25 protein-coding genes and 1 riboswitch are annotated in these 26,133 nt (G+C 62.2%); of the genes, 7 read left to right on the top strand and 18 right to left on the bottom strand.

Going from position 1 to position 26,133, the window contains the following annotated elements; all coding sequences use genetic code 11:
* Positions 1-8: 8 nt before the first annotated feature.
* The 4 genes from HJD22_RS09125 to HJD22_RS09110 all read right to left on the bottom strand — a co-directional run bounded on the left by HJD22_RS09125 (position 9) and on the right by HJD22_RS09110 (position 5,261).
* Entirely contained in the window at positions 9-611 is a 603-nt protein-coding gene (locus tag HJD22_RS09125) for a class I SAM-dependent methyltransferase (protein ID WP_208655875.1), read from the bottom strand.
* Between the two features lie 76 nt (positions 612-687).
* A complete protein-coding gene (locus HJD22_RS09120; RefSeq protein ID WP_208655874.1) occupies positions 688-1,809 on the bottom strand; it encodes an aminotransferase class V-fold PLP-dependent enzyme in 1,122 nt (373 codons plus the stop codon).
* Between the two features lie 68 nt (positions 1,810-1,877).
* Entirely contained in the window at positions 1,878-4,031 is a 2,154-nt protein-coding gene (gene pta, locus HJD22_RS09115) for a phosphate acetyltransferase (protein WP_208655873.1), read from the bottom strand.
* 21 nt (positions 4,032-4,052) lie between these two features.
* Positions 4,053-5,261, bottom strand: a complete 1,209-nt coding sequence (locus HJD22_RS09110; protein ID WP_208655872.1) for an acetate/propionate family kinase — start codon at positions 5,259-5,261, stop codon at positions 4,053-4,055.
* Between the two features lie 236 nt (positions 5,262-5,497).
* Between HJD22_RS09110 and HJD22_RS09105 the strand changes: the two genes are divergently transcribed.
* Positions 5,498-5,683: a CsbD family protein gene (locus tag HJD22_RS09105; protein ID WP_208655871.1), complete on the top strand. Its 186-nt coding sequence runs from the start codon at positions 5,498-5,500 to the stop codon at positions 5,681-5,683.
* 100 nt (positions 5,684-5,783) lie between these two features.
* Here the strand turns inward: HJD22_RS09105 and HJD22_RS09100 are convergent, their stop codons facing one another.
* Positions 5,784-7,781 carry a methyl-accepting chemotaxis protein gene (locus tag HJD22_RS09100; RefSeq protein WP_208655870.1) on the bottom strand — a complete coding sequence of 666 codons (1,998 nt, stop codon included), beginning with the start codon at positions 7,779-7,781 and terminating at the stop codon, positions 5,784-5,786.
* 214 nt (positions 7,782-7,995) lie between these two features.
* Between HJD22_RS09100 and HJD22_RS09095 the strand changes: the two genes are divergently transcribed.
* Complete coding sequence (locus HJD22_RS09095) at positions 7,996-8,928, top strand: DMT family transporter (RefSeq protein WP_208655869.1); 933 nt, start codon at positions 7,996-7,998, stop codon at positions 8,926-8,928.
* 115 nt (positions 8,929-9,043) lie between these two features.
* Positions 9,044-9,553, top strand: a complete 510-nt coding sequence (locus HJD22_RS09090) for a porin family protein (RefSeq protein WP_208655868.1) — start codon at positions 9,044-9,046, stop codon at positions 9,551-9,553.
* Between the two features lie 70 nt (positions 9,554-9,623).
* On the opposite strand, the gene thiC is transcribed toward HJD22_RS09090, so the two are convergent.
* The 4 genes from thiC to HJD22_RS09070 form a co-directional block, all read right to left on the bottom strand.
* Positions 9,624-11,513, bottom strand: coding sequence for a phosphomethylpyrimidine synthase ThiC (gene thiC, locus HJD22_RS09085; RefSeq protein WP_208655867.1), 1,890 nt, complete (start codon positions 11,511-11,513; stop codon positions 9,624-9,626).
* Positions 11,514-11,584: 71 nt separating this feature from the next.
* A riboswitch (TPP riboswitch) is annotated at positions 11,585-11,709 on the bottom strand.
* Positions 11,710-11,970: 261 nt separating this feature from the next.
* Positions 11,971-12,900 (bottom strand): lysophospholipid acyltransferase family protein, encoded by a 930-nt coding sequence (locus tag HJD22_RS09080; protein WP_208655866.1) that lies wholly within the window; start codon positions 12,898-12,900, stop codon positions 11,971-11,973.
* Positions 12,901-12,906: 6 nt separating this feature from the next.
* On the bottom strand, positions 12,907-13,284 hold the full coding sequence (locus HJD22_RS09075; protein ID WP_208655865.1) for a DUF4870 domain-containing protein: 378 nt from the start codon (positions 13,282-13,284) through the stop codon (positions 12,907-12,909).
* A gap of 69 nt (positions 13,285-13,353) precedes the next feature.
* Positions 13,354-13,734 (bottom strand): VOC family protein, encoded by a 381-nt coding sequence (locus HJD22_RS09070; RefSeq protein ID WP_208655864.1) that lies wholly within the window; start codon positions 13,732-13,734, stop codon positions 13,354-13,356.
* A gap of 38 nt (positions 13,735-13,772) precedes the next feature.
* On the opposite strand from HJD22_RS09070, the gene HJD22_RS09065 reads away from it, so the two are divergent.
* The 3 genes from HJD22_RS09065 (at position 13,773) to HJD22_RS09055 (ending at position 16,822) form a co-directional block, all read left to right on the top strand.
* Complete coding sequence (locus tag HJD22_RS09065) at positions 13,773-14,417, top strand: class I SAM-dependent methyltransferase (RefSeq protein ID WP_208655863.1); 645 nt, start codon at positions 13,773-13,775, stop codon at positions 14,415-14,417.
* Positions 14,418-14,593: 176 nt separating this feature from the next.
* Positions 14,594-15,979, top strand: coding sequence for an MFS transporter (locus HJD22_RS09060; RefSeq protein WP_208655862.1), 1,386 nt, complete (start codon positions 14,594-14,596; stop codon positions 15,977-15,979).
* A 69-nt stretch (positions 15,980-16,048) separates the two neighbouring features.
* A complete protein-coding gene (locus HJD22_RS09055; protein WP_208655861.1) occupies positions 16,049-16,822 on the top strand; it encodes an enoyl-CoA hydratase/isomerase family protein in 774 nt (257 codons plus the stop codon).
* A 45-nt stretch (positions 16,823-16,867) separates the two neighbouring features.
* On the opposite strand, the gene HJD22_RS09050 is transcribed toward HJD22_RS09055, so the two are convergent.
* Entirely contained in the window at positions 16,868-17,761 is an 894-nt protein-coding gene (locus HJD22_RS09050) for a DMT family transporter (protein ID WP_208655860.1), read from the bottom strand.
* A gap of 196 nt (positions 17,762-17,957) precedes the next feature.
* Here HJD22_RS09050 and HJD22_RS09045 point away from each other — a divergent pair, with 196 nt between their 5' ends.
* A complete protein-coding gene (locus HJD22_RS09045; protein WP_248730188.1) occupies positions 17,958-18,680 on the top strand; it encodes a Crp/Fnr family transcriptional regulator in 723 nt (240 codons plus the stop codon).
* Positions 18,681-18,810: 130 nt separating this feature from the next.
* Here the strand turns inward: HJD22_RS09045 and HJD22_RS09040 are convergent, their stop codons facing one another.
* The 8 genes from HJD22_RS09040 to HJD22_RS09005 all read right to left on the bottom strand — a co-directional run bounded on the left by HJD22_RS09040 (position 18,811) and on the right by HJD22_RS09005 (position 26,077).
* Positions 18,811-19,665, bottom strand: a complete 855-nt coding sequence (locus HJD22_RS09040; RefSeq protein ID WP_208655858.1) for a dienelactone hydrolase family protein — start codon at positions 19,663-19,665, stop codon at positions 18,811-18,813.
* A 101-nt stretch (positions 19,666-19,766) separates the two neighbouring features.
* On the bottom strand, positions 19,767-20,246 hold the full coding sequence (locus HJD22_RS09035; RefSeq protein ID WP_208655857.1) for a methylglyoxal synthase: 480 nt from the start codon (positions 20,244-20,246) through the stop codon (positions 19,767-19,769).
* A 124-nt stretch (positions 20,247-20,370) separates the two neighbouring features.
* Entirely contained in the window at positions 20,371-21,201 is an 831-nt protein-coding gene (locus HJD22_RS09030) for a phosphodiesterase (RefSeq protein WP_208655856.1), read from the bottom strand.
* Entirely contained in the window at positions 21,194-22,279 is a 1,086-nt protein-coding gene (locus tag HJD22_RS09025) for an ABC transporter ATP-binding protein (RefSeq protein ID WP_208655855.1), read from the bottom strand. The genes HJD22_RS09030 and HJD22_RS09025 overlap by 8 nt, the downstream gene beginning before the upstream one ends.
* A gap of 33 nt (positions 22,280-22,312) precedes the next feature.
* The gene (locus tag HJD22_RS09020; protein WP_248730187.1) at positions 22,313-23,089 is read right to left on the bottom strand and encodes an ABC transporter permease; all 777 of its coding nucleotides are present in this window, start codon (positions 23,087-23,089) and stop codon (positions 22,313-22,315) included.
* An 8-nt stretch (positions 23,090-23,097) separates the two neighbouring features.
* Positions 23,098-24,009, bottom strand: coding sequence for an iron ABC transporter permease (locus HJD22_RS09015; RefSeq protein ID WP_248730186.1), 912 nt, complete (start codon positions 24,007-24,009; stop codon positions 23,098-23,100).
* The gene (locus HJD22_RS09010) at positions 24,009-25,025 is read right to left on the bottom strand and encodes an ABC transporter substrate-binding protein (protein WP_208655853.1); all 1,017 of its coding nucleotides are present in this window, start codon (positions 25,023-25,025) and stop codon (positions 24,009-24,011) included. The genes HJD22_RS09015 and HJD22_RS09010 overlap by 1 nt, the downstream gene beginning before the upstream one ends.
* Complete coding sequence (locus HJD22_RS09005) at positions 25,022-26,077, bottom strand: LacI family DNA-binding transcriptional regulator (RefSeq protein WP_208655852.1); 1,056 nt, start codon at positions 26,075-26,077, stop codon at positions 25,022-25,024. Before HJD22_RS09005 ends, HJD22_RS09010 begins: the two co-directional genes overlap by 4 nt.
* Positions 26,078-26,133 lie beyond the last annotated feature (56 nt).

Raw genomic sequence — 26,133 nt, 5'->3', positions numbered from 1 at the left:
GCCACACGCTATGGCGTACAGAAATAGACTTGCGCGGGAGGGATGTTGAGCGGCTCGAAGCCTTTGCGGACATTCGAGAAGACCTGCTGCAGGTCTGAATGCACCTTGGGCGAGAACTGATAGATCAGCATCGACCCGGTGGGATTGAGCGCCTCCTGGGTCGCCTGGAGCACGCCCCGGCGCAGCGCATCGGGCATGGTGCTGAAGGGGATGCCGGCGATCACGTGATCGGCGCCGTCGAGGTTGTGCTCGGCAAGAATCGCCTTGATATCCTCCGCCGAGCCATGCACCACCAGCAGGCGCGGATCGGGAATCGACTCGTGCAGAAAGTTGACGAAGTCCTCGTTGGTTTCCACTACCACCAAGCGCGCCTCGGGATGCATACGGCTCAGGATCTCGCGACTGATCGTGCCGACGCCGGGGCCGTACTCCACCAGTACCCTGGCCCGCTCCCAGTCGGCTTGATCCAGCAGCCGCCTGACCAGGAACGGCGAGCTGGGAATGATCGAGCCAAGCATTCTGGGGTGCTTGAAGAAATTACGAGCGAACAGGGAGAGCTGCTGGCGCTGAGAAACGGTGCGGGTTCTTGAGGTATTTTCCTGGATATTCATTCATCCATCCCTTGGTCACAGGCGTATTGATCCCTCAACTCTAGGCTATCGCGGACCAAGGGGAAACATCGGCTTATCAATCGAACTGAGACAGTGCCGTTTCCAGCGCCTCGACGGTGCGTGAAATGTGCTGCAACTTGTCCAGGCCGAACAGGCCGATCCGGAAGGTGCCGAACCCCTCTCCCTCGTCGCACATCAAGGGTACTCCGGCGGCTACCTGCAGCCCGGCGGCCATGAACTTGCTGGCAATCGCCGCGTCCTGGGTGTAGCTGACCACCACGCCGGGCGCCTGGAAGCCCTCAGCGGCGACGCTCTTGATGCCATGGCGGGCGAGCAGGGCGCGCACCTCGTCGCCCAGCTTCTGCTGCTGGGCGTGCAGCGTGGCGAAGCCGTGACGCTCGGCTTCACGCATGACGTCGCGCAGCTGGATCAGGCTGTCGGTGGGCATGGTGGCGTGGTAGGCGTGGGCGCCCTCCTCGTAGGCCTGCATGATCGCGCGCCACTTGCGCAGGTCGGCGGCGAAACTGCTGCTGGTGGTGGACTCGAGCCGCTCCAGCGCGAGGGGCGAGAACATCACCATGGCGCAGCAGGGTGAGCCGCTCCAGCCTTTCTGTGGCGCGCTGATCAGCACATCCACCCCGATCGCCTGCATGTCCACCCATAGCGTGCCGGAGGCGATGCAGTCGAGCACGAGCATGCCGCCGACGCCATGCACGGCTTGCGCCACACGCTTGAGGTAGTCATCGGGCAGCAGCATGCCCGAGGCCGTCTCCACGTGGGGTGCGAATACCAGGTCCGGTTTTTGCGCCTCGATGGCAGCGACGACCTCCTCGATGGGAGCCGGTGCGAACGGTGCATCGGCGCGCGCCTCGCTGCGCCGCGCCTTGAGCACCTGGCTCGAGGCGGGGATGTTGCCCATCTCGAAGATCTGACTCCAGCGGTAGCTGAACCAGCCGTTGCGAATCACCAAGGTCTTCCTGCCAGTGGCGAACTGGCGCGCCACGGCCTCCATCCCGAAGGTGCCGCTGCCGGGCACGATGGCCACGGCCTCGGCGCGGTAGACCTCCTTGAGCGTGGCGGAAATGTCGCGCATCGCACCCTGAAACTTCTGGGACATGTGGTTGACCGACCGGTCGGTGTAAACCACTGAATATTCGAGCAGACCCTGGGGATCCACATCGCTCAACAAGCCTGGCATGGCGTTCTCTCCTGTCGTTATGCAGTGAGCATAGCACTCCGGCCAGGCGCGGCCTGGCCGGATGCGAATCAGCGCGAACCGTTCTGGGCAGCCTGGATGGCGGTGAGGGCGATGGTATAGACGATATCGTCGACCAGCGCACCTCGCGAGAGGTCGTTCACCGGCTTGTTGAGGCCCTGCAGCATGGGACCCACGCTGACCACCTTGGCGCTGCGCTGCACGGCCTTGTAGGTAGTGTTACCGGTGTTGAGGTCGGGAAACACGAAGACCGTCGCCTGGCCTGCGACAGGGGAGTCCGGCGCCTTCTGCTTGCCGACGCTCTCGATGGCCGCGGCGTCGTACTGCAGCGGGCCGTCGATGAGCAGCTCAGGGGCGCGCTCGCGGGCGATCCGCGTGGCCTCGCGTACCTTGTCGACACCCGAGCCGCTACCGGATTCGCCAGTCGAGTAGCTGATCATCGCCACTTTGGGCTCAATGCCGAAGGCGATCGCCGAGCGCGCGCTCTGGATGGCGATTTCGGCGAGCTCTTCGGCGTTGGGGTCGGGATTGACCGCGCAGTCGCCATAGACCACCACCTGTTCTGGAAGCAGCATGAAGAAGATCGACGACACCAGGCCATAGTCCGGGGCTGTCTTGATCAGCTGGAAGGCCGGGCGCACGGTGTTGGCGGTGGTATGCACGGCGCCGGAGACCAGGCCGTCGACCTCGTCCTGGTAGAGCATCATGGTGCCGAGCACCACGTTGTCCTGCAACTGGGCCTCGGCCATGGGTTCGCTGAGCTTGCCCCGGCGCCGCTCGACCATGGCATCCACGTAGTCGTGGTAGATGCTCTCGGGATCGATGATCTCGAGATCCTCCGGCAGCTCGATACCGCGGGTCTTGGCGACGTTTTCCACCTCCTCGCGCTTGGCCAGCAGGATACAGTGGGCGATACCACGGCTTTGACAGAGCGCGGCCGCTTCGATGGTGCGCGGCTCGTCACCCTCCGGTAGTACGATCCTTTTTTTGGCCTGCTGCGCCTTCTGCACCAGCTGGTGACGAAACGCCGAGGGCGACAGCCTGCGCACATAACCGCGGCTCAGGTGATCCTTGAGCCAGTCGAGGTCGATATGCCCGGCCACGAAGCGTGCCACCTGTTCGGCACGCTCCAGGTCGTCGGCGGGAATCTCGCTGCTGATCTGACTCAGGTTCTGCACCGTGTTGAAACTGTTGGTCTCCACGCTCAGCACCGGCAGGCCGGTCTTGAGCGCTGGGCTGCAGGCCTCGATCATCGACTCGTTGGGTATGTAGCCGTTGGTCAGTAGTACCCCGGCCAGCGGCGTGCCGTTCATCGTTACCAGGGCCGCCGCCAGCAGGATATCGTCACGGTCGCCGGAGGTGACGATCAGGGTGCCGGGCTTGAAAACCTCCAGGGCGTGGGCGGCGCGACGACCGCACAGGCTGGTGGAGAGCACGCGGCGGCTGTCGGCATCGCCCTCGTTTAGCCAGCGGGCGCCCAGCGCCTCGGCGACATCGCGAATCCGCGGCACGCTCAACGTATCGCTGAAGGGCACCACGCCGATCAGGTGGAAACGATCGGTGGCGAGTGCCGGGGAGTAGCGGCGCAGGTCGCTGATCAGCTTCTCGTCAAGCACGATGCTGGCGGAGCCCGGCACCACGGGCAGCTCGCTGTTGACACTGGGCAGGTTCTTCATGCGCATCAGGATGCAGCCCATGGTGCGGACGGAGCTGACCCCGCCGAAGCTGCGCGCATGCATGTCGAGCTCTTCAGCCAGTTCCTGCGGGGCATTGATGTCGCCGGTGCCGACGAAGATGATTCGGGCGTCCAGGGCATGAGCGAGATGCGCGTTGAGCTGTGCGGCGTAGGTGCTGTGCTCGGTGGGCACCAGGCCTTCGACCACCACGATGTCATGGTCGTTCTCCGGGCCATGAGCGGCCTGCTGGTGCAGCTCGATCACCGCTTCGAGCAGTTCGTCGAGACGATCCTCGCGCAGCAGACGCTCGATGCGCTCCTGGCGAATCGATTCCGGCGGGGTCAGGTTGAGGGTGCGAGCGACCAGGGCGCTGGAGCGGTCAGGGCCGCTCCCGTTGAGCTCGCGCTGCATGAAAGGCTTGAGAAAGCCCGCTTTCAGGCCAATGTAGTCGAGCGCTTGGATCAGCCCCAGGCAGGCCGAGGTCAAGCCGGCACCGACGGAGGTGGGTACCATCAGAAGAGTTTGCATGGTCTAGCATCCTTGGTCGGGTCAGGCCCTGTCGAGCATGAGTTGACGGGTTTCGCAGGCGATCTGCCCCTCCTCGTCGGTGGGAATCACCCATACCTGGGGGGCGCCTGCATGCGCCTGGTCGATGCGGCCTTGGGCGCCACGCACCGTGGCATCGTTGGCCGCTGGGTCCATGCTCAAGCCGAAGTGGGGAAGGGCCGCGATCACCTTGCGACGCACCAGGGGGGAGTTCTCGCCGATGCCGCCGGTGAAGAGCAGGCCGCTGAGTACCGGCAGGGCACAGGAGAGCGCTGCCAGCGACTTGGCGATCTGGTAGCAGAACACCGCGATGGCCAGCAACGCCCCGGCATGTCCCTGCTCGGCGGCACTCTCGATCTGGCGCATGTCGTTGGAGAGCCCCGAAAGCCCGAGCAGCCCGCTCTTCTTGTTGAGCATGGTATCGATCTCCTCGAGCGACCAGCCGAGCTGGCGCGCCAGGTGGGCGTGCAGGCCTGGGTCGACGTCGCCGCTGCGAGTGCCCATCACTACTCCGGCAAGCGGCGTGAGCCCCATGCTGGTATCCAGGCTGCGGCCGGCCCACACCGCACAGGTCGAGCAGCCATTGCCCAGGTGAGCGGTCAGCCAGCCATTCTCTCGGCCCGGGTTCAGGGCATCGGCGGTCTGGCTGATATAGGCGTGGCTGGTGCCGTGGAAGCCATAGCGACGAATGGCATGCTGTTGATAGAGCGATTCGGGGAGTGCGTAGCGATAGGCATGCGGTGGCAGGCTCTGGTGAAAGGCGGTATCGAATACCGCGACCTGAGGCAGGTCGGGGAAGATCCGCCGGGTCGCCTCGATGCCGGCCAGGTTGGCCGGGTTGTGCAGTGGTGCCAAGGCCGAGGTCTCGCGAATCGCCTCGATGACGCCTTCATCGATGATCGCCGCCTGGGTGAAGCGCTCGCCACCATGCACGATGCGGTGCCCCACCGCGACCGGCAGCTGTTCGCCAAGCTGCTCGAAGATCGCCTCGAGCGCGGCGGTATGGTCCGCCTCCGGTAGCGACCGCCGTTGCTTCGCACCCAGACTGTCGGTGTATTTCAACTGCGCCTCCTCGCTGCCGAGCTGCTCCGCTATACCCTCCAGGCGAGCCTCGCCAGCATCTTGCTTGTCCCCTTGCCCGTCTTCTCGAGATATCAGCGCATACTTGATCGAGGAGGAACCGCAGTTGATGACCAGTATGGGTTCTTTCATGGGCGAAACACCTGTGATGACTGGATGGACGATGGCCTGACAGAGACCGGCGGTGGTCATGGCAGGCCAATATCGCATAAGGGATTGACTTTAGTAGAAAACGCTCTGGCTGACATCGATTGATCGATGAATGCGGCATTAACGTGATAATTCACTATGCTAGTAGAGGCACTATGGATTGTTTAGTGCTGCCTGAGATTCCTCGGGCCTTAACTCACGGACTGGAGATATCGATTATGACTAGCTCGGCCAGCGACAAAGCGAAAGGTGCCGGCAACAAGGCAATGGGCAAGGCCAAGGACGCGGTAGGCAAGGCCACCGACGATCCTGAGACGCGCGCCAAGGGCAAGGTCCAGCAGGGCAAGGGCGAAGCTCAGCAGACCAAGGGCGACGCCAAGGAAGCCCTGAACAAGAAGAAGTGAGCCCCACTGCCAGCAGAACAGGGGCGCCAGACCCCTGTCTCCTACATGCTTTTCCCTCAATTCCTTCCCTTGCATGCCGTGGCGTTTCGATTCTCTGACATTACCAGCTGCCAAGCGCGTGTGGTTGCGGCATTGAGGCGATCCTGGCCGGTGTTTCCGAGTTTTTTTGCCGCGTTAACTCCTGCAACTCGCTGACCTTGAACTGGCCGACGATGCCGGTCATCTCCACGGCCTGCTCATCCAGGGATTTGCTGGCAGCGGCGACCTGCTCGACCAGCGCGGCATTCTGCTGCGTGACTTCCTCCAGCTGCACCATGGCCTGATTGATCTGCTCAATGCCCGCTGACTGCTCGATGGTGGCCTCCGAAATATTGGAGACCAGCCTTGCCATCGCATCGACGCGTTCGGTGATCGAGCTCAGGGTATCGTTGGTGGTGGCTACCAGCTTGCCACCCTCCTCGATGGTGGAGACGTTGTGGGAGATCAACTCGCGGATCCGCTCGGCCTCACTGGCGCTGCGACTGGCAAGGCCACGCACCTCCGAGGCGACCACAGCAAAACCCCGGCCATGCTCGCCAGCCCGTGCCGCTTCCACCGAGGCGTTGAGGGCCAGCAGATTGGTCTGGAAGGCGATGGCATCGATGGCGCTGACGATCGCGCTCACTTGTCGATTGGCTTCATGGATCACGCTCATCGCCTGACGTGCCTGATCGGCGATCTCGCTTGCCTGGCGCGCCTCGCCGACCACCTGTTCCGACATACTGTGGGCCTGGCGGGCATTGTCGGCGTTCTGGCGAACTGTGGCGGTGATCTGCTCCATGCTCGAGGCGGTCTCGACCAGCGATGCCGACTGCTCCTCGGTGCGCTGCGCCAGGTCCTGATTGCCCAGGGCAATCTCGCCGCTGGCGACCTCGATCGATAGGGCACTCTGCTTGATACTGGTGACCAGGCGCTCGGTATCGGTGGTGGAGCCGTTGAAGGCGAGATAGAGCTTCGACAGCTCATCCGAGCCCGGCACCGCCAGGCGCTGGGTCAGGTCGCCGCCACGCTGGGAGATCTCCTCGAGGCTGCGCTTGAGCGGCAGCACGATGCTGCGGACGGTGAGTGCTGCCAGCAGTGACGCCAATCCCATGGCCACCAGCGCAATCGCCAGATACTGCATCAGGTCTTGCTGGGCGCTCTGGCGTAACGCGCTGGCCGTGGACAGGACCTCTGCGGTCACCTCATCCTCGAGCGTCTTGAGGCGCCCGATCTTGACCGTCTGCTGATCGAACCACTGCTGCGGATCGATGCCGAAGTCCCCCTGATCGGCGCGCTGTATGACCAGTTCGCGCAACGCCGCCAGGCGCTTCATTTCTTGGCCTGCCAGGGCGGCAGACAGACGCTCGCGCATGGTGTCGGTGGTCAGGGTGGCGAAGCTCTCCAGAAACGCCGCCTCTTCGCCGATCATGACCATCAACCGCTGCAGTATCGCCGGCTCGATACGGTCGGCCCCAAAGACATTGGAGAGCAAGGCACGTTCGATGCCGGCAAGGTCCTTGGCCTCGAGCAGGGTATAGTACGCCGCCAGTGGCTGCGAGACGCTGGCCTGGCGGGTGGTATGCCCAAGCCGCCCCACCAGATCCATCAGCTCGCTGTTGATGCGCGTGTAGTGCGCGATGGCCTGGGCAGTGGGCACCGCCAGGCCATCGACTTGGCGGCGCATGGATGGGGTCTCGTCGAGATGGCGATTCGCCGTCTCGATGCGTGTCACGAGTTCGGCATCCAACTCGGCAAGCTCCAGCCCCTCGAGGTGGGTGCGAAATGACGCCATCTGGCGTTCGGTGGCGGGGCGCTGCTGGTTCAGCTCATCGCGAAAGTTCCTGCCATCGCTGCCCAGAAATCCTGAGGTCATGCCGCGTTCGCGCTGCACTTCATGCACTAACGCGCCGGCTTGTTGGGCCAGCGTAGTGAGCGTCTGGAGCTGGGTCATCTCATTGACAACCTGCTGCCGCTCGAGGATGCCATTCAGGGCAAAATAGAGCATGGCCAGCATCGGCAGCGCCAGGGCGAGCATGAATTTGCGACCGATGGAAATGCGATGAAATAGATGCGTCATGAGCGCTCTCAATCAAATGAATCGTAGGGGTGTTTCCTTCACATATCGGCGACGGGGCCCGCCGCTAAAGGTGCGAATGCAGCCGTTGCGCGTTTCAATGACCTGGATCAGAGGAGCTGCGTCTTATCCTTTCGCCTAGCAAGGATGGATTCGCGGCAACTTATATAGTTGGATAGCAGCACTGTGTTAGCATGCTACTCATTTAGAGCGACCTATGAAGACTCCCCACGGCCTAGCCGTAAGCGCCACTCCCTTTCCTCGTCATCTCGCCATCGCTCTGCTGATGGGAGTAGCCTGCATGTTTGCCGCCAACCACGTTGCCGCGCGGCTTGCCTTCGATGACGGCACCGGTCTGCTGCTGGCGATCATGTCGCGTTCGGCACTGGCCATGGGAGTGCTGGCACTACTGCTCATCGCCCAGCGCCAGCCGTTGCGCCTGCCTGCCGGAAGCTGGCCATGGCAGCTCGGCGTGGGACTGCTGATCACCCTGCAGAGCGTATTTCTCTACTCGGCGGTGGCGCGCATACCGGTGGCAGTGGCGCTGCTGTTGATGAACACCTTTCCGATCATGCTAGCGCTGTTGATCTGGGCGCTGGGCGGGCCGCGGCCGACGCTGCGCGCCACCTTGATCATGGCGATCATCTTGGTCGGCCTGGTGGTGGTGCTCGACGTGCCGGCCTGGCTGGACTCGCCTGAAGCAATGGGAGATCAGTGGCTGACGGGTGTTGCCTTCGGCCTTGGCGCGGCCACGGTCTTCTCCTGCGCGCTGTGGATCACCGACCACCGCTTGACCGGCGTGAGCAATTCACTGCGTACCTTTCTCACCATGGGCATGGTATTCATCTGCATGGTGATTGCGGGGTTGACTGACATGTTGCCCGGGGGCCTTGCGCTGCCGTCGAGTGCCAGTGGTTGGAGCGGCCTCGTTGCGTTGGCACTGCTCTACGGGATAGGCTTCTCGGTTCTGTTCATATCATTGCCGCGGCTCAACATGGCGCGCAACGCGCCGGTGATGAATATCGAGCCGGTCGCCTCGCTGATGCTGGGCTATGTCGTGTTGGGGCAGATGCTCGGGCCGATGCAGCTTATGGGTGGGGCAATCGTGCTTGGTGGCATCATTCTACTTAGCCTGTCACGTCGCGCCTGAGCGACATGGTCAGCAAAGAGTGTGCAAATGCATCACCCACATTTGCCTTTAGAAGAGAAGTGAATCACACTGCCCCCAGGTTAAGAAACACCGTTTTTAAACCAGGGTGACGAACATGAAAAAGCTTGCGATCTCTTCCGTTTCTGTTGCGGCAGCTTCTGCTCTACTCTTCGCCGGTAGTGCTCACGCCCAGCAGGCGCAGACGTTCTATCCCCAAGGCTATATCGGTGGCGACGCCATGTTCTGGGATCTCAATCCCGACCGCGGCCCGAGCCGTGACGATGTCGGCCTGCGCCTGCGCGGTGGTGCCCAGTTCAACGATTACTTTGCCCTCGAAGGTCATGTGGGCGGCGGCGGCTCCGATGGCCCGGCCGAACTCGAATATCTGGTCGGCGCCTATGCCAAGGGCATCCTGCCCATCGCAGACGAGGTTCGCCTTTACGGCCTTGCCGGTCTGACCGAGGTGGATTTCGACATCGACCGCACCAGTGGACTCTCCTATGGGGCGGGTGCTGAATTTGACCTGACGCCCAACCTGGCGCTGGGTGCCGATTACATGCGCTATCTCGACAAGTCCGATTACACCTTCGATGCGGCCAGTGTCGGCCTGCGCTACCGCTTCTAGTCGTTACGTTGTATTTGAATGACATCGCCCCCGCCACGTCAGTGGCGGGGGCGATGTCGTAGGGCGCGGTTTAAACTTCCTTGTAGAGTTCCGCTCCCGCCTGCCTGAACTTCTCCGCCTGCGCCTCCATCCCGCGCATTACCGCTTCCTGGTCGCCATCGAGGCCGTTGTCCCGAGCGTAATCGCGTACTTCCTGGCTGATCTTCATCGAGCAGAACTTGGGTCCGCACATGGAGCAAAAATGGGCCACCTTGGCCGAGTCCTTGGGCAGCGTCTCGTCGTGGTATTCCCGGGCCGTGTCCGGATCCAGGCCGAGATTGAACTGATCCTCCCAGCGGAACTCGAAGCGTGCCTTGGACAGCGCGTTGTCACGCCTTTGTGCAGCAGGATGCCCCTTGGCCAGGTCGGCAGCATGCGCGGCGATCTTGTAGGTGATGATGCCGGTCTTCACGTCGTCCTTGTTGGGCAGGCCGAGGTGCTCCTTGGGCGTCACGTAGCAGAGCATGGCACAGCCGTACCAGCCGATCATGGCCGCACCAATGCCGGAGGTGATGTGGTCGTAGCCCGGTGCGATGTCGGTGACCAACGGGCCCAGGGTGTAGAAGGGCGCCTCGTCACAGTACTCGAGCTGCTTGTCCATGTTCTCCTTGACCAGGTGCATGGGAACATGGCCGGGGCCCTCGATCATCACCTGAACGTCGTGCTTCCAGGCGATATGGGTCAGCTCCCCCAGGGTCTTGAGCTCGGCCATCTGCGCCTCGTCGTTGGCGTCGGCCACCGAGCCGGGGCGCAGGCCGTCACCCAGCGAGAAGGCGACATCGTAGCGCTTGCAGATCTCGCAGATCTCCTCGAAGTGGGTATAGAGAAAGCTCTCCTGGTGGTGGAAGAGACACCACTTGGCCATGATCGAACCGCCGCGGGAGACGATGCCGGTGACGCGCTTGGCGGTGAGCGGCACGTAGCGCAGCAGCACCCCGGCGTGGATGGTGAAGTAGTCCACGCCCTGTTCGGCCTGCTCGATCAGGGTATCGCGAAATACCTCCCAGGTGAGGTCCTCGGCCACGCCATTGACTTTCTCCAGCGCCTGGTAGATCGGCACCGTACCGATGGGTACCGGGGCGTTGCGGATGATCCACTCGCGAGTCTCGTGGATGTTCTGGCCGGTGGAGAGGTCCATGATGGTGTCCGCGCCCCAGCGGATGCCCCAGGTCATCTTGTCTACCTCCTCCTCGATGGACGAGGTCACCGCCGAGTTGCCCAGGTTGCCGTTGATCTTCACCAGGAAGTTGCGACCGATGATCATCGGCTCCGATTCCGGGTGGTTGATGTTGCAGGGAATGATGGCGCGACCGGCGGCCACCTCGGCACGCACGAATTCGGGTGTGATCTCCTCGGGCAGGCGGGCGCCGAAGCCCTGGCCCGGATGCTGGTGGCCGAGAATGCGCTCCACCTCTTCGGTGCCCAGTGCTTGCCGGCGCTGGTTTTCTCGGATGGCGATAAATTCCATCTCCGGGGTGATGATTCCCTGGCGGGCGTAGTGCAACTGGGTGACGTTCTTTCCCTCCTTGGCACGGCGGGGCGTGCGGGTCAGGTCGAAGCGCAGCTGTGCGAGGGTGGGATCATTGGCGCGACGTCGGCCGTACTCGCTGGTAGGACCATCAAGGAATTCGATATCGCCGCGCGCCTCGATCCAGGTGCGGCGCAGCTCGGGCAGGCCGCGACGCAGGTCGATGGCGGTGTCCGGGTCGGAGTAGGGGCCGGAGGTGTCGTAGACCAGTAGCGGCGGGTTCTCCTCATCGGCGCCGGAAGTGCGCGTCGGCGAAAGCGAGATCTCGCGGAACGGCACGCGGATGTCGGGGCGCGAGCCCTCGATGTAGATCTTGCGCGAGCCTGGCAGTGGTTTGATCGCGGCCTCATCGACCTGTGCGGTCTCGGCGAGGAAGTGGGCGGTCTTACTCATGGGTGTTCTCCCTTGGGTTATGCGTTTTTCAGGGAGGACAGCTGGGGGGACAGGGGTAGGCCGCATGGCCTGATTGCCTGTCGCTTGATCCCTACGCTGGTCCTAGCCAGATCAGGTTCAACGGGCCCCGCCGTGACGACAGCATTGTGTCGTATGGCGATCTCAGCCGGTTCCACCGGCACCCCGTCAAGCGAATTGCGTCAAGCTTAGGGGAAGGGGGGAGGGGTCGCAAGGCGTGGTGGAGTGAAACGGAAGTGTTAAGTCTCGTTCATTGGTCTATTATCAGTGGTATATAAGATTTTGCTTTTTTAAGGTTTTGACACAGGGAGGGCGCGTGGACTCGATGATGACCCACGAAGCAAGATTGCCTCACTCACGCTGATCGAGCCCGGCGTGGCGCCCGCGCCATGGGCCAGGAACGCCCAGGTATCGCATACTCTGCCGCAGGCGGCACCGCTCAGTAGAGGCGGAAGGAGGCGTGGTCGGGGTGGCCCTCCTGCTCTTGAATCACCTTGCGGTAGCGCTTGTACTCCCACTGGTACTGGGCCGGGTCGAGGGCGATGGCACTCTCCACGCAGGCATTCACACCGGTGGCCGAAAGCATGTCGTCCTGCTCGTAGACGCGCGCATCGGCTGCCAAGAAGTGAATGGCGAAGCCGCGCCCTGGCAGGCGCCTGGCCACGCCGGTAACGACCCGCGCCTGGGTACGCGCCACCAGCTTGGGCAACAGGGTAGCGGTATAGGCCTGACGTTCATAGAAGGGGGCGAAGACACCACTGCCCCAGTCGGGCTCCTGATCGGGCAGGATGCCCACCGCCTCGCAGCGCTTTAGTGCCTTGAGCAAAGCGGCCACACCACGTGGGTTGGTGGGTACCAGACTTGCGCCCATGCGCTCGCGACCGTGACGAATCACCGGGTCGAGTTCGGCGATCTTGGGCGGCTCGTACATGGCGGTGAAGGGGAAGTGGCTCGACAGCCAGAAGTTGAGCACTTCCCAGTTGCCGAAATGGGGGGCCAGCACGATCACGCCGCGCTCCTCGGCGCGGGCCTCGTCGAGCAATTCCCGACCGTGCACCTCGACGATCGCGGCCTCGACCCGCTCGGGCATGGCCATCCACGCAAAGCCCAGCTCGAACATGGTGGCGGTGGAGTGGGTCAGGCTATCGCGGGCCAGGCGCTGACGCGCCTGCTTTTCCTGGTTCGGATACACCTCGGCGAGGTTGATCTCGGTCACCTCGCGCTCGCGACGGCTGAAGCGGTGCACCAGCGGGCCGCCATAGCGGGCCAGGCGCCACAGCGTCGTCAGGCGCCGGCCAGCCAGGCGGCGCCATAGCCCGACGATGGCGCGCGCCTGGAGAGTGGAGAGTGCAGTATCGTGTCGGCTCATGGAGGATCAGATCAGCCAAGTATCCACGTTGCTGGGCGCTCGCTTCTCCTGGAGTCCCTTGAAGCCCTTGACGCAGCGCACGACCAGCCATACTGCAAGGGCAACCATCAATAGTAGCCCTATGCCGAACAGACTCAAGACGAGCGAAATGAACCCGTAGAGCAGGCCGATCCAGAACGTGCGGATCTGATAACGGTAGTGTTCATCGAGCCACTCAGGCCCCTTGCCTCTGTAGAGGTAGGCGATCACCACGCCGATCAGCGAGGTGAAGCCGACCAGGAAGCTCGCCAGGTAGAGGCCATAGACCACCATCGCCATGGTGGTATCGGGGCCCTTGGCCTGGGTGGCGACTGCCGCGTCGCTGGGTGTCGAGGGTTCGTTCATGGCGCGTCCTTTTCGATGATCAGCGAAGACGTATTGGCACAATGATACCCGGCTGGTCGCCCAATGCCATCACCGCACGGCGCGACAGATCTCCAGTAGGTTGCCGTCGGGGTCGCGAAGATAGAGTGAGTCGATGAGTCCGCTGGCGCCCTCGCGCCTGACCGGGCCGAGCTCGATGGCGATCTCAAGGGCATCTAGGTGCTGGCTCACCTCCTCCAGCGGCAGCAGGCTGCGAAAGCAGAGATCCACGCTGCCGGGAGTCGGCGTGGCGGCCTTGGGGGTGGCCGGGGTGTCATGCCGGTGAAGGCGTAGCGCCATGTCACCGAGCAGCAGGTCGACGCGCTCGTTGTCGCGATAGCGCACCTCGAGATCGAGCACGCGGCTATAGAAGTCCACGGCGCGCGGAATATCGGTCACGGTAATGACCAGGTGATCCAGACCTGACAGCATGTACGTCTCCCATAAGTAATTCTTGCCCAGAGGATACGATGACTCAGTGCTGCCCGCTATGCACCTCTTGCACGACGGCGCTTTATCACCGCGATGCGCGGCGCGATTATCACCGCTGCGGGCGCTGCGAGCTGGTCTTCGTGCCAGCGGCGTATCGCATTGGTCCCGAGCAGGAGCGCGCTGTCTACGACCAGCACCAGAACTCTCCCGACGACCCGGGTTACCGGCGCTTTCTCTCACGGCTGTTCGATCCTCTGCTCGAGCGGCTAGCGCCTGGTGCCGAGGGATTGGATTTTGGTGCCGGCCCCGGCCCGACGCTGTCAGTGATGTTCGAGGAGGCCGGTCACTCGATGGCGATCTACGATCCTTTCTTCGCTCCCGACGGCAGCGTGCTCGAGCGGCGCTACGATTTCGTCACCGCCACCGAGGTGGTCGAGCACATGTTCGAGCCCGGCCGCGAGTTCGCGCGGCTCGCCGCATTGCTGCGTCCCGGCGGTTGGCTTGGGATCATGACCAAGCGTGCCGGTACGCCGGAGGCGTTCGCCCACTGGCACTATATTCTCGACCCGACCCATGTGAGCTTCTTCAGCGAGGCGAGCTTCGCGTGGCTTGCCGAGCATCTCGATATGCGTGTGACATTTCCCGCGGCCGACGTGGCGATACTGCACAAAACCGGGGGGTAGCGCGCCTGACCAACACTCGATCAGCAAAATCATCGGCAAGCTGGCGAAAACGCTTGGCTGTCGCCTATGCTGGGCGTATATTCGCGGCGCGATTTCCCAGCACTTGCCTTGCGAACGCCAACGCTGTATGGCGAAGTCGCCTGCTTCCAACACCCATCTTGATATAGGCACCGCGCATGTCTCGCCATCTGCTGGCCATGGCCCTGGCTCCCCTGCTGGGGCTTTTTATTCTCGGCATCGGCAATGGCTTTCTGGCCACGCTGATCACCCTGCGGCTCGATGCGGCGGGGGAGTCCGCGGTGGTGATCGGCTGGGTGTCGTCGGCCTACTTCATCGGCCTGGCGCTGGGGGCGGTGTTCAACGACCGACTACTGCTGCGCATCGGCCATATCCGCGCCTACGGCACCTTTGCCTCATTGGTGGCGGTGACCGTGCTGCTGCAGGGACTGTGGCTCGATGCGTTCTGGTGGTTCGGGCTACGGCTGATCGGTGGCTGGGCCACCGTTGGGGTCTATCTGGTCATCGAGAGTTGGCTGCTCACCTCCGGTGACCAGAAGGTGCGCGGTCGCCTGTTGGCGCTCTACATGATCTCGCTCTACGCGGCGGGGGTCATCGGTCAGCTGCTGCTGGGCGTCACTGACGCTGCCGGCGAAACGGTGCCGTTCATGGTCATCGGCTTGCTGGCGTCGCTCTCCGTATTGCCCATGGCGATGATCCCCAGGGTGTCGCCACTGATCGAACACGCCGAACCGCTCTCGCCGATGCGACTGATCACCCTGACGCCCACCGGTGTCATGGGCAGCTTTGGCTCGGGGCTGGCGGTGGCTGCCGTCTATTCGCTACTGCCGCTCTATCTTCAGCGTGTTGGCCTGACGGTAAATCAGATCGGCCAGATGATGGCCGTGGTGATTCTAGGGGCGATGCTGCTGCAATACCCCATCGGGCGCTGGTCCGATCGCCACGATCGTCAGATGGTACTGATCCTGATCGGCACCTTCTGTGCCTTGATATCGGCCGGCATGCTGCTGTTGCCGCTGAACACCTGGATGCTGGCGGGCTTGCTTTTCCTGCTCGGTGGTGGCGTGTTCGCCCTCTATCCGGTGGCGGTCAGCCACGCGGCGGACCGCGCCCCGGCAGGCGCCCTGGTACGCATGAGCCAAGGCCTGCTGCTGATCAATGCCATCGGCTCCACCGTGAGTCCCTCACTGATTTCACCGATCATGGAAGCCGTGGGTGACGCCGGGCTGTTCTGGGCCTTCGGCGCGATGAGTATCGGCATGGTGGCCTTCTTCGGCTGGCGACGCAGCGTGCGTCCGGCGCCGATTCCGGTGGCACCGTTCGCGCCCTCTACGCCCATGTCGTCGGCGGGTGCCGAACTCGCGGTGACCGAAGAGCTGATCCAGGGCGCAACCGAGCATGAGCATGTCGAGGATCTCTCCGACGCGGTGCCGGAGATCGAGGTCGCCGAGCCCTTGGCCGGTCCGCCCCGCGAGGAGGAAGCTCGTATCGCCTATTACGACGATGTCGCGGGGGAGGCCGCCGAGGGCACGACAAAAGCGTGATTGTCGCCCAACCTAGCGTTCGCTAGGGTTGACGGGAGCCAGATAACCCTAGACAAGGATGAGCAAGTCATGAGCGATACGTTGATTCAGGTGACCGAGAAGGCCGGCGTGGTGCGGCTGACCATCGACCGCCCCAAGGCGCTGAATGCCTTGAATAGCGCCGTCATTACCGAGCTGGACGCCACCCTGGCGACACTTGAGATGCGAGACGATTTGCGCGGCGTGCTGATTACCGGTGGCGGAGAAAAGTCCTTCGTGGCGGGTGCCGATATCGCCGAGATGCGCGACAAGAGCCCCGAGCAGGCGCGCCAGTTTGCCAGCCAGGCACTGGCGACGCTCAAGCGGCTCGAACGCCTGCCGGTGCCGGTGGTGGCCTTGGTCAACGGCTACTGCCTGGGTGGCGGGTGCGAGCTGGCGCTGGCCTGCGACTGGGCCGTGGCCAGCGACAATGCGCTGTTCGGCCAACCCGAGGTGCTGCTTGGAGTGATCCCAGGCTTCGGGGGTACCCAACGGTTACCGCGTCGAGTCGGGCCCGCCATGGCGCTCGATCTGGTCACCACCGGTCGCAAGATCGATGCCCAGGAAGCGCTGCGCATCGGCCTGGTCAACCGTGTCGTACCTCAGGGTCATCTCGATGCATACGCCGAGGAGCTCGCCGGCCAGCTTGCCGGCAATGGTCCCCATGCGGTCCGCGCTGCCAAGCAGGCGGTGCACGATGGCATGGATCAAGATCTCGATGCTGCCTTGGCGCTTGAGACCAGTCTGTTCGCGCTTGGCTTTGCCGGCGAAGAGCAGCGCGAGGGGATGAGCGCCTTCATCGAGAAGCGCAAGCCCCACTTCTAGGACTAGGACGGCGCTTTATCTTCAAGGCTCCACGTCACGTTCGTGTCATAGCTGAGGTTGTGAAGGCGGCCGGCGGCGAAGCCTTACCCTCTGCGTGGCGATCGCCGTTCCCACCAGGGTGATCGCCATGCCGAGCATGATCTGCATACTGAGCACCTCCCCGAGCAGCAGATAGCCCCACAGCAGAGCGCTGATCGGGACCAGGAAGGTGACCGTGGAGGTTGCCGTGGCCCCGGCACTCGAGAGCAGCCCGAAGTAGAGCAAAAACGCTACGGTAGTGCTGAATATCGCCAGTGCCAAGGCATTGACCCAGGCCAGGCCGCTGACCGATTCGCTTGGCCACAGCAGCATCGCCGGAACCAGCAGCATCAGCGCCGACATGGCGGAGCTGCCCGCCGCCAGTACGCGCACCGGCAGGTGCGACAGGTAGGTCTTGGAGTAGTTGCCGGCAAAGCCATAGCAGAAGGTGGCGCCGAGCACGGCGAGAATGAACCAGCCGTCGCCGCCCAGCGCGAAATCCAGCCGGTTGGCGGACAGGACGTAAACGCCTGTCAACGCTATCGCCAATCCCAGATACTGCTGGCGCCTTACCGGGGTGGTAAAGAACAACGCGCCAAGCAGCGCGGTGAAAATCGGTGTGGTGGCATTGATCAACGAGGTGAAGCCCGCTTCGAGCCGGGTGGTCGCCAGCGCCAGCAGGCAGAAGGGCAGCACATGGTTGACCAGGCCGAGAAGAAATAGCCCACGCTTGTTTTCCCATACCAGATGCAGATAGCGAAGGCTTAACAGAAGTGGCAACAGCAGCAGTGCACCCACGCCCATGCGCACAGCAATCAGCGGCACGGTGCCGAACTCAGGCACGGCAACCCGCATGAAGATGAACGACATCCCCCAGAGCGATGAGAGCAGCAGCAGGCGCAGCGTGTCGGCAGGAGTCATGCCCGGTCCCTTGTGATCATTCAGCCGCCCAGCTTACGACGTGGCATGTAATGAAGGGAAGCCGAACGCGTATTGCCGAATGTTAATGATCTGGGCGTTAAGGGCTGCTACGGTTAATCTATCACTCACTTGCCTGTACTCGTCTTACCTTGGCCATTCCGCATTTTCATCCCTCAATTCTGGAGTACTTACTATCTTGATCGAAGCGCTGGTTTGTAAACTTGATAACTACCTTACGCTCACTGAAGAGGATCAAGAATCGTTGCGGGATGCTATTGTTGGAGTGGAAGAATTGAAGCAGGGAAGGGATATCATTCGAGTCAATGAAAGGCCTGAATATGTCCATTTGATTCTCGAAGGGTGGGCCTGTCGCTACAAGATTCTTCCCGATGGCAAGCGAGCCATCATGAGCTATCTGATTCCCGGCGATCTTTGCGATGTGCATATCGCCATGCTCGATCACATGGACCATTCGGTAAGCACCATTACACCGTTGAGGATGGCGCTGCTTTCACGACAGAAAATCGAAGATATCTTCGAGAAGAACAATACCCTTGCACGTGCCTTCTTCTGGTCGTCGCTACTTGAAGAGTCGACGATGCGCGAGTGGTTCGTGAATGTGACATGCCGTCCGGCAGATAAGCGGATTGCCCATATCTTTTGTGAAATGATGATTCGTTATCGTGCTGCAGGTCTCACGGATCAGCACAACTGCATCGAGTTCCCCTTGACCCAGAGCGAACTGGCAGACGCCACGGGGATCACCGTCGTGCATACCAATCGAGTACTGCAGAAGCTTCGCAAGGAGGAGATGATCAGTCTGGCCAATAAGCAATTGACGATTATCGACTGGGAGCGTCTGAAAGAATTTGGAGATTTCGATCCCAGCTACCTTCACCTCAGTGAAGCCTCTCTTTAATTGCATTAACACGAATCTTTTAGCCTAAGCGTATGCCTTTTTTATAAACCATTTTATAAGCAATTTCTAAATCCATTATGGGTGATTTAGCCTATAAGGGGTTTGCTTGGTTTTGCCAATCAACGACACGCTAAGGATTAAGTACCCGACCCAGCAACAGCAGTGCTGCCTGCCAGGAGGAGGCGTCCGCGGCGGCATCGTAACCCAGCGGCAATCCGAACTCCTCGCCCAGCGCATCGGCACCGGGATTGGAGAAGGCGTGGGTGGCATTGACATAGTTGATCACTTTGACCTCGGCACCTTGGGCCTCGAGGGTGCGCGCCATGGTGCTCAGCTCCTCTCGGGTGACCATGGGGTCCGCCGCGCCGTTATGAATCTGCACGGCGCCCGAGAATGCTTGGGGCGTATGCACTGCCTGCGTGGGGCTGCCGTGGAAGCTGATCGCGGCGTCGAGCGGCATGCCGGAAAGCGCCATGTTCATTACCACGCTGCCGCCAAAGCAGTAGCCGATCGCCGCCATGCCCGAAACTGCCACGGCGGGGTGATCACGCAGCTGGCTCATGGCGGCCTCGAGCTTGCTGCGTGCTTCCGGCCAATCCTGCATCACTTGTGAAGAGAACTCGCCCGCCTGCTCGGGATGGGTCGCGGTCTGACCGCCGCCATACATGTCCACGGCCAGGGCCACGAAGCCGAGTGCTGCCAACTGGTCGGCGCGTGTCCTGGCGTAGTCATTGAGTCCCCACCATTCGTGCACCACCAACACCGCCGGACGCGGGGTGTTGTCGTTGACATTGCGGGCCAGGTACCCCTGATAGGTCTGGCCGCCGGTGGTGTACTCGAATATCTCGCCCTCCACGCGCGGCCCCCACCCAATCGGGAACTCCGGCCGGCTGATTGGCTCCGCCTGGATCATTCCCGTCTGGGCCAGCGCCGGCCCCGCCACCATCCCCAATGCCATACACAGAAGCGCGAGTAGAGTACGCATGCCGCCATCTCCTTGCTTGTTATTTATCTGGCCGCAGCGGCCCCGATCCCTTATCACACCATAGCCCATCGCTGATGATCCAAAGCGTACCTGGCGTCGTCTCACTCCGAAGTGCGATCGCTGACCCAGGCCTCGGCATCGGGGATGGCCATCTCGTAATCCTGATTCAGCCAGGGGGATCCGAGCATGAAGTCGGCGCTTGCCGCATTGCACGCCACCGGCACGTTCCAAAGCGCCGCCAGGCGCAGCAGTGCCTTGACATCGGGATCGTGGGGTTGGGGAGCGAAGGGATCCCAGAAGAATATCACCATGTCGAGTCGCTGCTCGGTGATCATCGCGCCGATCTGCTGATCGCCCCCCAAGGGACCGCTCATCAGTCCTGAGACCGGGAGTCCCAGGGTTTGCGAGACGCGCCTCGCCGTGGTGCCGGTGCCGATCAGCGTGTGCTGGGCCAGGGCCTCGCGCCACTGCGTGGCCCACTCCAGCAGCTCCGCCTTCTTGCCGTCATGGGCGATCAGCGCGATGCGCTTGCGGGCCGGTAGGACACGGCGGATGGTTCGCCGGGGGCGTGGATCGCTCATGGTAGATACCTCGATCGCAAATGAAGACAGGGTGACTGCATCTCCATTCTATCGTTTACGCCTTCGTGGGCAACGAGTCGTCGCCGGGAAACTGGTCATCGATGGCCAGGCGGTCGCGCGACTCTTAGTCGATCAATCCGTTTTCATCATAAAAGGGATAGGGGCCTGCAAAGCCGTCGACGAACCCCATGTGAGTCATCACGTCGCCCTCAGGTGACCAGCGATGCAACAGATAGCCAGGGGGCTCCATCACGAAGGCAGGGGGGGTGTCGTGGTCGAGTTGCAGTGCTACCTGGTGGGATACCCCGGGACAGCTGCAGGCGAGGGTATTGGCAAAACGGGTCTGCATGCTTCTATGCAGATGGCCGCATAGCACGCGTTCGATATTGTGATAGCCCATTAGAACCGCTTCAAAGGCCTTGGCATTGCGCAATGGCTGCCTGTCCATGTGCTGGATGCCGCTATGGAAGGGGTGATGGTGAAGCATGATTAGTGTCGGCGTGTTCGGCTGCTCGTTGAGTCTGTCATCCAGCCACTCGAGACGCCGAAGACATAGCTCGCCATGCGCCTGGCCTGGGACCGTGGAGTCCAGCCCGATCAATCTCACCGGGTAGTCATCGACCGTCCACTGCAGGAACTCGTCGTGCTGCGTGAGATAGGTGTGTTCAGGGAAGCACTTGCGCAGATGAGTACGGTCATCATGGTTACCTGGGATGAGGTAGAAGGGCATCGTCAGGCCATCGAGCACCTCACGTAGCGTTGCGTACTCCTCCGCTCGACCAAAATCCACCAGGTCACCACTGATCAGAAGCAGGTGGGGCCTGGGAACAAGATGGTTGAGTGTATGAATGGCGGCGATCAAGGCAGCTTGTGTATCCACCCTGCGGTAGGAGAGCTTGCCGCCTGCCTTGATATGCGGATCGCTTATCTGGGCGATGTACACGTGCTCAGCCATGGGCGCTCTCCGGTGAGGCAGGGGGGAAGGAGCGGGACTTGAGTTGTGGATGAAACAGCGCATCCGAGGCGATGTTCAATCCGATGCGCTCGCCGTGATGCCAGTGCCGGCGCGAGGGCGCGTCTACCTGCAGTGGCGTAGCGCTGCCGATGTCGACCAGCAGTCGCTGGCTCTGTCCCAGGAAGAAGCTCTGCAGGACATGGCCACGGATATGGGCACCCTCGGGTTCGGCTATCTGGAGATCTTCCGGTCGACAATAGAGCTGCTGAACCGGCGTTGCGCCAGGAGAGGGGAGCTTGCCGCCGGTGACCAGCACCGCGCCTGGCGCGCTGCCCAATATCTCCAGACAGTTGCTCGAGCCGATGAAATCGGCAACGAAGGCACTTTGCGGCTGGTGATAGATCTCGCGGGGTGTGCCGATCTGAGCGATCTTTCCCTGCTGCATTACCGCGATCCGGTCACCAAGGGCCATTGCCTCGGCCTGATCGTGGGTGACATAGACGGCAGTGGTGCCGAGCTTGCGCAGCAGCATGCCGATCTCCAGGCGCAGACGGTCTCGCAACTTGGCGTCGAGGGCCGCGAGCGGCTCGTCGAATAGCAGTACTCTGGGTCGAACGGCGATGGCGCGGGCCAGCGCCACGCGTTGCTTCTGTCCCCCGGAGAGCTTGTCGATGCTGCGCTCGGCAAAGTCGCCCAGATCGACCATTTCCATTACCTGCGCGACCCGTTGCCGAATTTCGCTGGCTGTCAGGCGCTTGATCTTGAGGCCATAGGCAATGTTCTCGCGGACATTCATATTGGGAAACAGCGCATAGTTCTGGAACACCATGCCCACATCACGCTTCTCGATGGGCAGAGCCGTGACATCGTGATCGTCAAACCACACCTGTCCGCCACGGTTGGGTGACTCAAGGCCGCTGATGATGCGCAGCGTGGTGGTCTTGCCACAGCCGGAAGGGCCCAGCAGCACCAGCGTCTCGCCGGCTTCGACCTCCAGGTCGATCGGCTCGAGTGCAGTATGGCCATTGGCGAAGGTTCGTGCGCATCGCGTGAGGGTGATCTTGAGGGAAGATGGCATGGCGCATTCTCCAGGCTTCAGGGGGTGATCAGGTCAATGACGACGTGTGGCGAGATGACCCAGCCACTGCAGCGCCACCAGCAGGGGAATGATCATCAACAGGAACAGCAGGGTATAGGCGGAACCGATCTCCAGGCGCATGGAGGCGTAGCTGTCGGCAAGCCCAACGGGGAGCGTCTTGTTGAGCGGGGTATGCAGCATCCAGGTGATGTTGAACTCGCCGATGGAGAGCGTCACCACCATCAACGCGCCGGCCAGAATGCCGCTCATGCAGTTGGGCACCACGATGCCAATGAAGCGCTGCCAGGCGCCGGCACCGAGGCTGGCGGCAGCTTCCTCGAGGCGGGGGATGTCGCTTGCATGCAGTACCGACAGTACCGGCCGGATCATGAACGGTAGTGTGAACAGCACATGGCCGATCAGGATGAACAGCCAGCTTGCGCGCAAGTCACGGTAGTGGCCATAGGCCAGCAACAGGGCCAATGCGGTGGCCAAGCCCGGGATGGCGACCGGCAGCAGTAGCAACTCTTCAATGACGTTGGCCCAACGCTTGCGGCTCTTCATCAACCCGTATGCAGCCGGCACGCCGAGCAGGAGGGTCAAGGCCAGGCAGGCCAGGGCCAGCTGTATCGACAACACAATGGTGTCGGCATAGAGGCGCCATACTTCCGCGACCCAGCGCAGGGTCAGGCCACTGCTCAGGCCAAGGAAGTAATTCTCGGTCAGCCCCGCCAGGGCCGACATGATGATTGGCACGATCATGAACAGACATACCAGCACGGTGAAACCCAGCTGTGCGTAGAACCCCATGCCCCGCTTCATACCGGTGCCCCCAGATTGCCGCCTGACAGCCGCCTCGCCAGGAAGAGCGAGACCCAGGTCACCACCCCGAGCATGACCGAAAGCGCCGCGGCCATGGAGAAGTTGGCGTAGTTGGTGAATTCCCCGTAGATGTTCAGCGGCAGAATGCTCATGCGGGTGCCTAGGGTGAAGGCGGTTCCGAAGGCGCCCATGCTGGTGGCAAAACAGAGCGCGCCGGTGGAGATCAGGGCCGGGGCGAGGCCGGGCACGATCACGTCCCGGACCACCCGCCATGGACTGGCGCCCAGCGAGCGAGCCGCTTCCTCGAGGCTGACGTCGAGTTTTTCGCAGGCGGCCATTACCGTGGTGATCACGCGGGGAATGGAAAAATAGAGATAGCCGACAAAGAGCCCGGCCAATGAGTAGGCGAATATCCAGCGCTCGCCAAACAGCATCATGCTTACCTGGGCCAGAGCGCCCTGGCGCCCGCCGAGCATGATCACCAGGAAACCCACCACCACCCCCGGGAACGCCAGAGGAAAGGTCAGCATGGCGACCAGCATGCCCTTGCCGTAAAAATGATTGCGTGCCAGAAAGAAGCCGGCCAGCCCGGCGGTGGCCACGGCCAGCAGCGAGACGATGATCGACACCATAAGCGTCGACAGCAGGCTATAGAGATATTGCGGATGCACGATGATCGCCCAATAGGCCATCTCGCCGCTGTTCTTGTCGGGCTCCAGCCCCATCGCCACCAGCCGCGTGAACGGGAGCAGCCAGAAGGCACAGAAGAAGGTCAATACCGGGATCAAGGCCAGCAGAGCGGCGCACCGGGGCTTGAGGGCAGCGCCAAGCCGATCCCCCAGTGCTTGGGAGGACGAAGTGGCGGCCCCGTGCAGGGGCCGCGCCTCGTGCGGTGTCATCGGTGACATCAGCGTACCTCGGAAAGATACCGATTCGAGAAGGCGGACTGCGCCTCGGCCATGGCCTGGTAATCGACGGCCTGGGCACGCTGGTAGTCGCTCTCCGGCAGGAAGTACTGACGCGCTTCATCCGAGATGGCGCTTTCCCGCACCGGCCTCAGGAAGGCATCCGCCCATACCGCCTGGCCCTCGTCGGAAAGCACGAAGTCCAGTACCCGCCTGGCGTTCTCCGGATTCGGCGAATCCTTGACCAGGCTCATCACGTAGGGCACCACCACGCTGCCCTCTGCAGGGATCACGAACTCGATATTGGCGCCATCCTTGTGCTTGGCGCGGTAGGCATTGAAGTCATAATCGAGCAGGATCGGGATTTCGCCCGACAGCACACGGGCATAGGCGGTCTGCTTGGGAACGATCGGAGCGTTGCGTGACAGCTCGTTGAAGTAGTCGATGGCAGGCGTGAAGTCATCCATGTCGCCACCCCTGGCAAGGTTCACCGCGACTGCGCCCACATAGCCGACAAAGGCACTGGCAGGATCGAGGTAGCCCACCATGCCGCGGTACTCGGGTTTCAACAGGTCGTCCCATGAAGTGGGAACTTCAGCCCCCTCGAGCGCGTCGACATTGACCATGAAACCCAGGGTGCCGGAGTGGATGGTGAACCAGTTGCCGTCGGGCTCTTTCAACTCATCGGGAATCTCCTCCCAATGCTCCGGTTGGTAGGCTTCGACGACACCCTCCTGCTGTGCCTGAATGCCGAATGTCACCCCGTAATAGACCACGTCCGCCACGGGACTGCCCTTCTCGGCGATCAACTGAGCCAGCGATTGGCCCGAGTTCTTGTTGTCCTGTGGCACCTGGATGCCGGTGCGCTCCTCGATCAGGCGTAGCTGCGCACCCCAGTCGGCCCACTCTGGCGGGCAGTTGTAGCAGATCGCGGACTCATCGGCCTGAGCAGGAGAAAGTGCCCCGGCGGCGGCCATCAGCATGGTGGCGGCGAGATGACGTAATCGAATCGATGTCATGTCAATTCCCTTCGTTGTGTCAGTGAGATTGAGACGAGTGGCTGTGGTTGGCTCTGCGGCGATCCCACGCTTTCACCGGGACGCAATGCATGGGGCAGGGTGGTCAGCGCGGGACGGTTGCCCGAGATCATGCCAAGCAGCGTATCTACCGCTGCCTGGCCGATCGCCGCCCGCGGTTGCACGACGGTGCACAGCGAGGGATGCATCAAGGCGCCGATGGCGATGCCATCGAAACCGACCACCGAGATATCGCCGGGAATCGTGATGCCGGCGCGCTGGAGGACTCCCATCAGGTGGATGGCCAGCATGTCGTTGGTGCAAATCAGGGAGGTGAGCCGCTCGGACGTGCTCAAGAACGGCTCGAGTACCGCCAGGTCGATACGAGTGTGATGGGGCATCTCGATCAGGGGCCGAGGCGTCAATCCCCGGTTTAGCATGGCCTGGCGATAGCCCTCATGGCGCAGGCGAGCGCGGTCGGATTGCAGGATCGGTCCTGCGACCATGCCCACATGACGGTGTCCCAAGGCCAGCAGATGCTCGGTGGCTTCAGCCATTGCCGTGCGGTTGTCGACGCTGATGGCGGCAACGTTATCCCGCCCCGGATCAGGCTGGTTATAGACCAGCAGGTAGGGCACCGACTCAAGGCCCAGCGTATCAAGCACCTCGCTGCTGTCGGTATCGGCAACGGTAAGAACCAGCCCATCGACCCGTTGACGAAGCATCTCCTCGATGATCGCGGCTTCCCTGTCGGCCTGGTAGTCGGTGGTGGTGATCAGCAGCGAGTAGCCGGCGTGACGCGCGGCTACCTCCATCGCCTGCAGCTGTTCGGCGAATACCGGGTTGTCGAGGCTGGGTACCAGGACGCCAATGATTCTCGTGGCCTGGGTGCGTAACTGCTGGGCTACCCGGTTGGGGCGAAAGGCGAGCCTGCTTGCCGCTTCCATCACCTTCTGGCGAGTGGCAGGACGCAGCTTCTCGGGATGGGAAAAAGCCCTGGCCGCCGTTGCCCGCGACACGCCAGCCAATGCTGCAACGCTAAGTAGGTCCGCCATGCCAAACCGCTCCCGAGGATGGATGATATCGATCTCATTTCAGGCAATGTACATGG

Origin of the sequence: Halomonas sp. TA22 (genome assembly GCF_013009075.1) — a bacterium.
Taxonomy (GTDB): Bacteria; Pseudomonadota; Gammaproteobacteria; order Pseudomonadales; family Halomonadaceae; genus TA22.
This window is presented reverse-complemented; position numbering and strand designations above follow the sequence as displayed.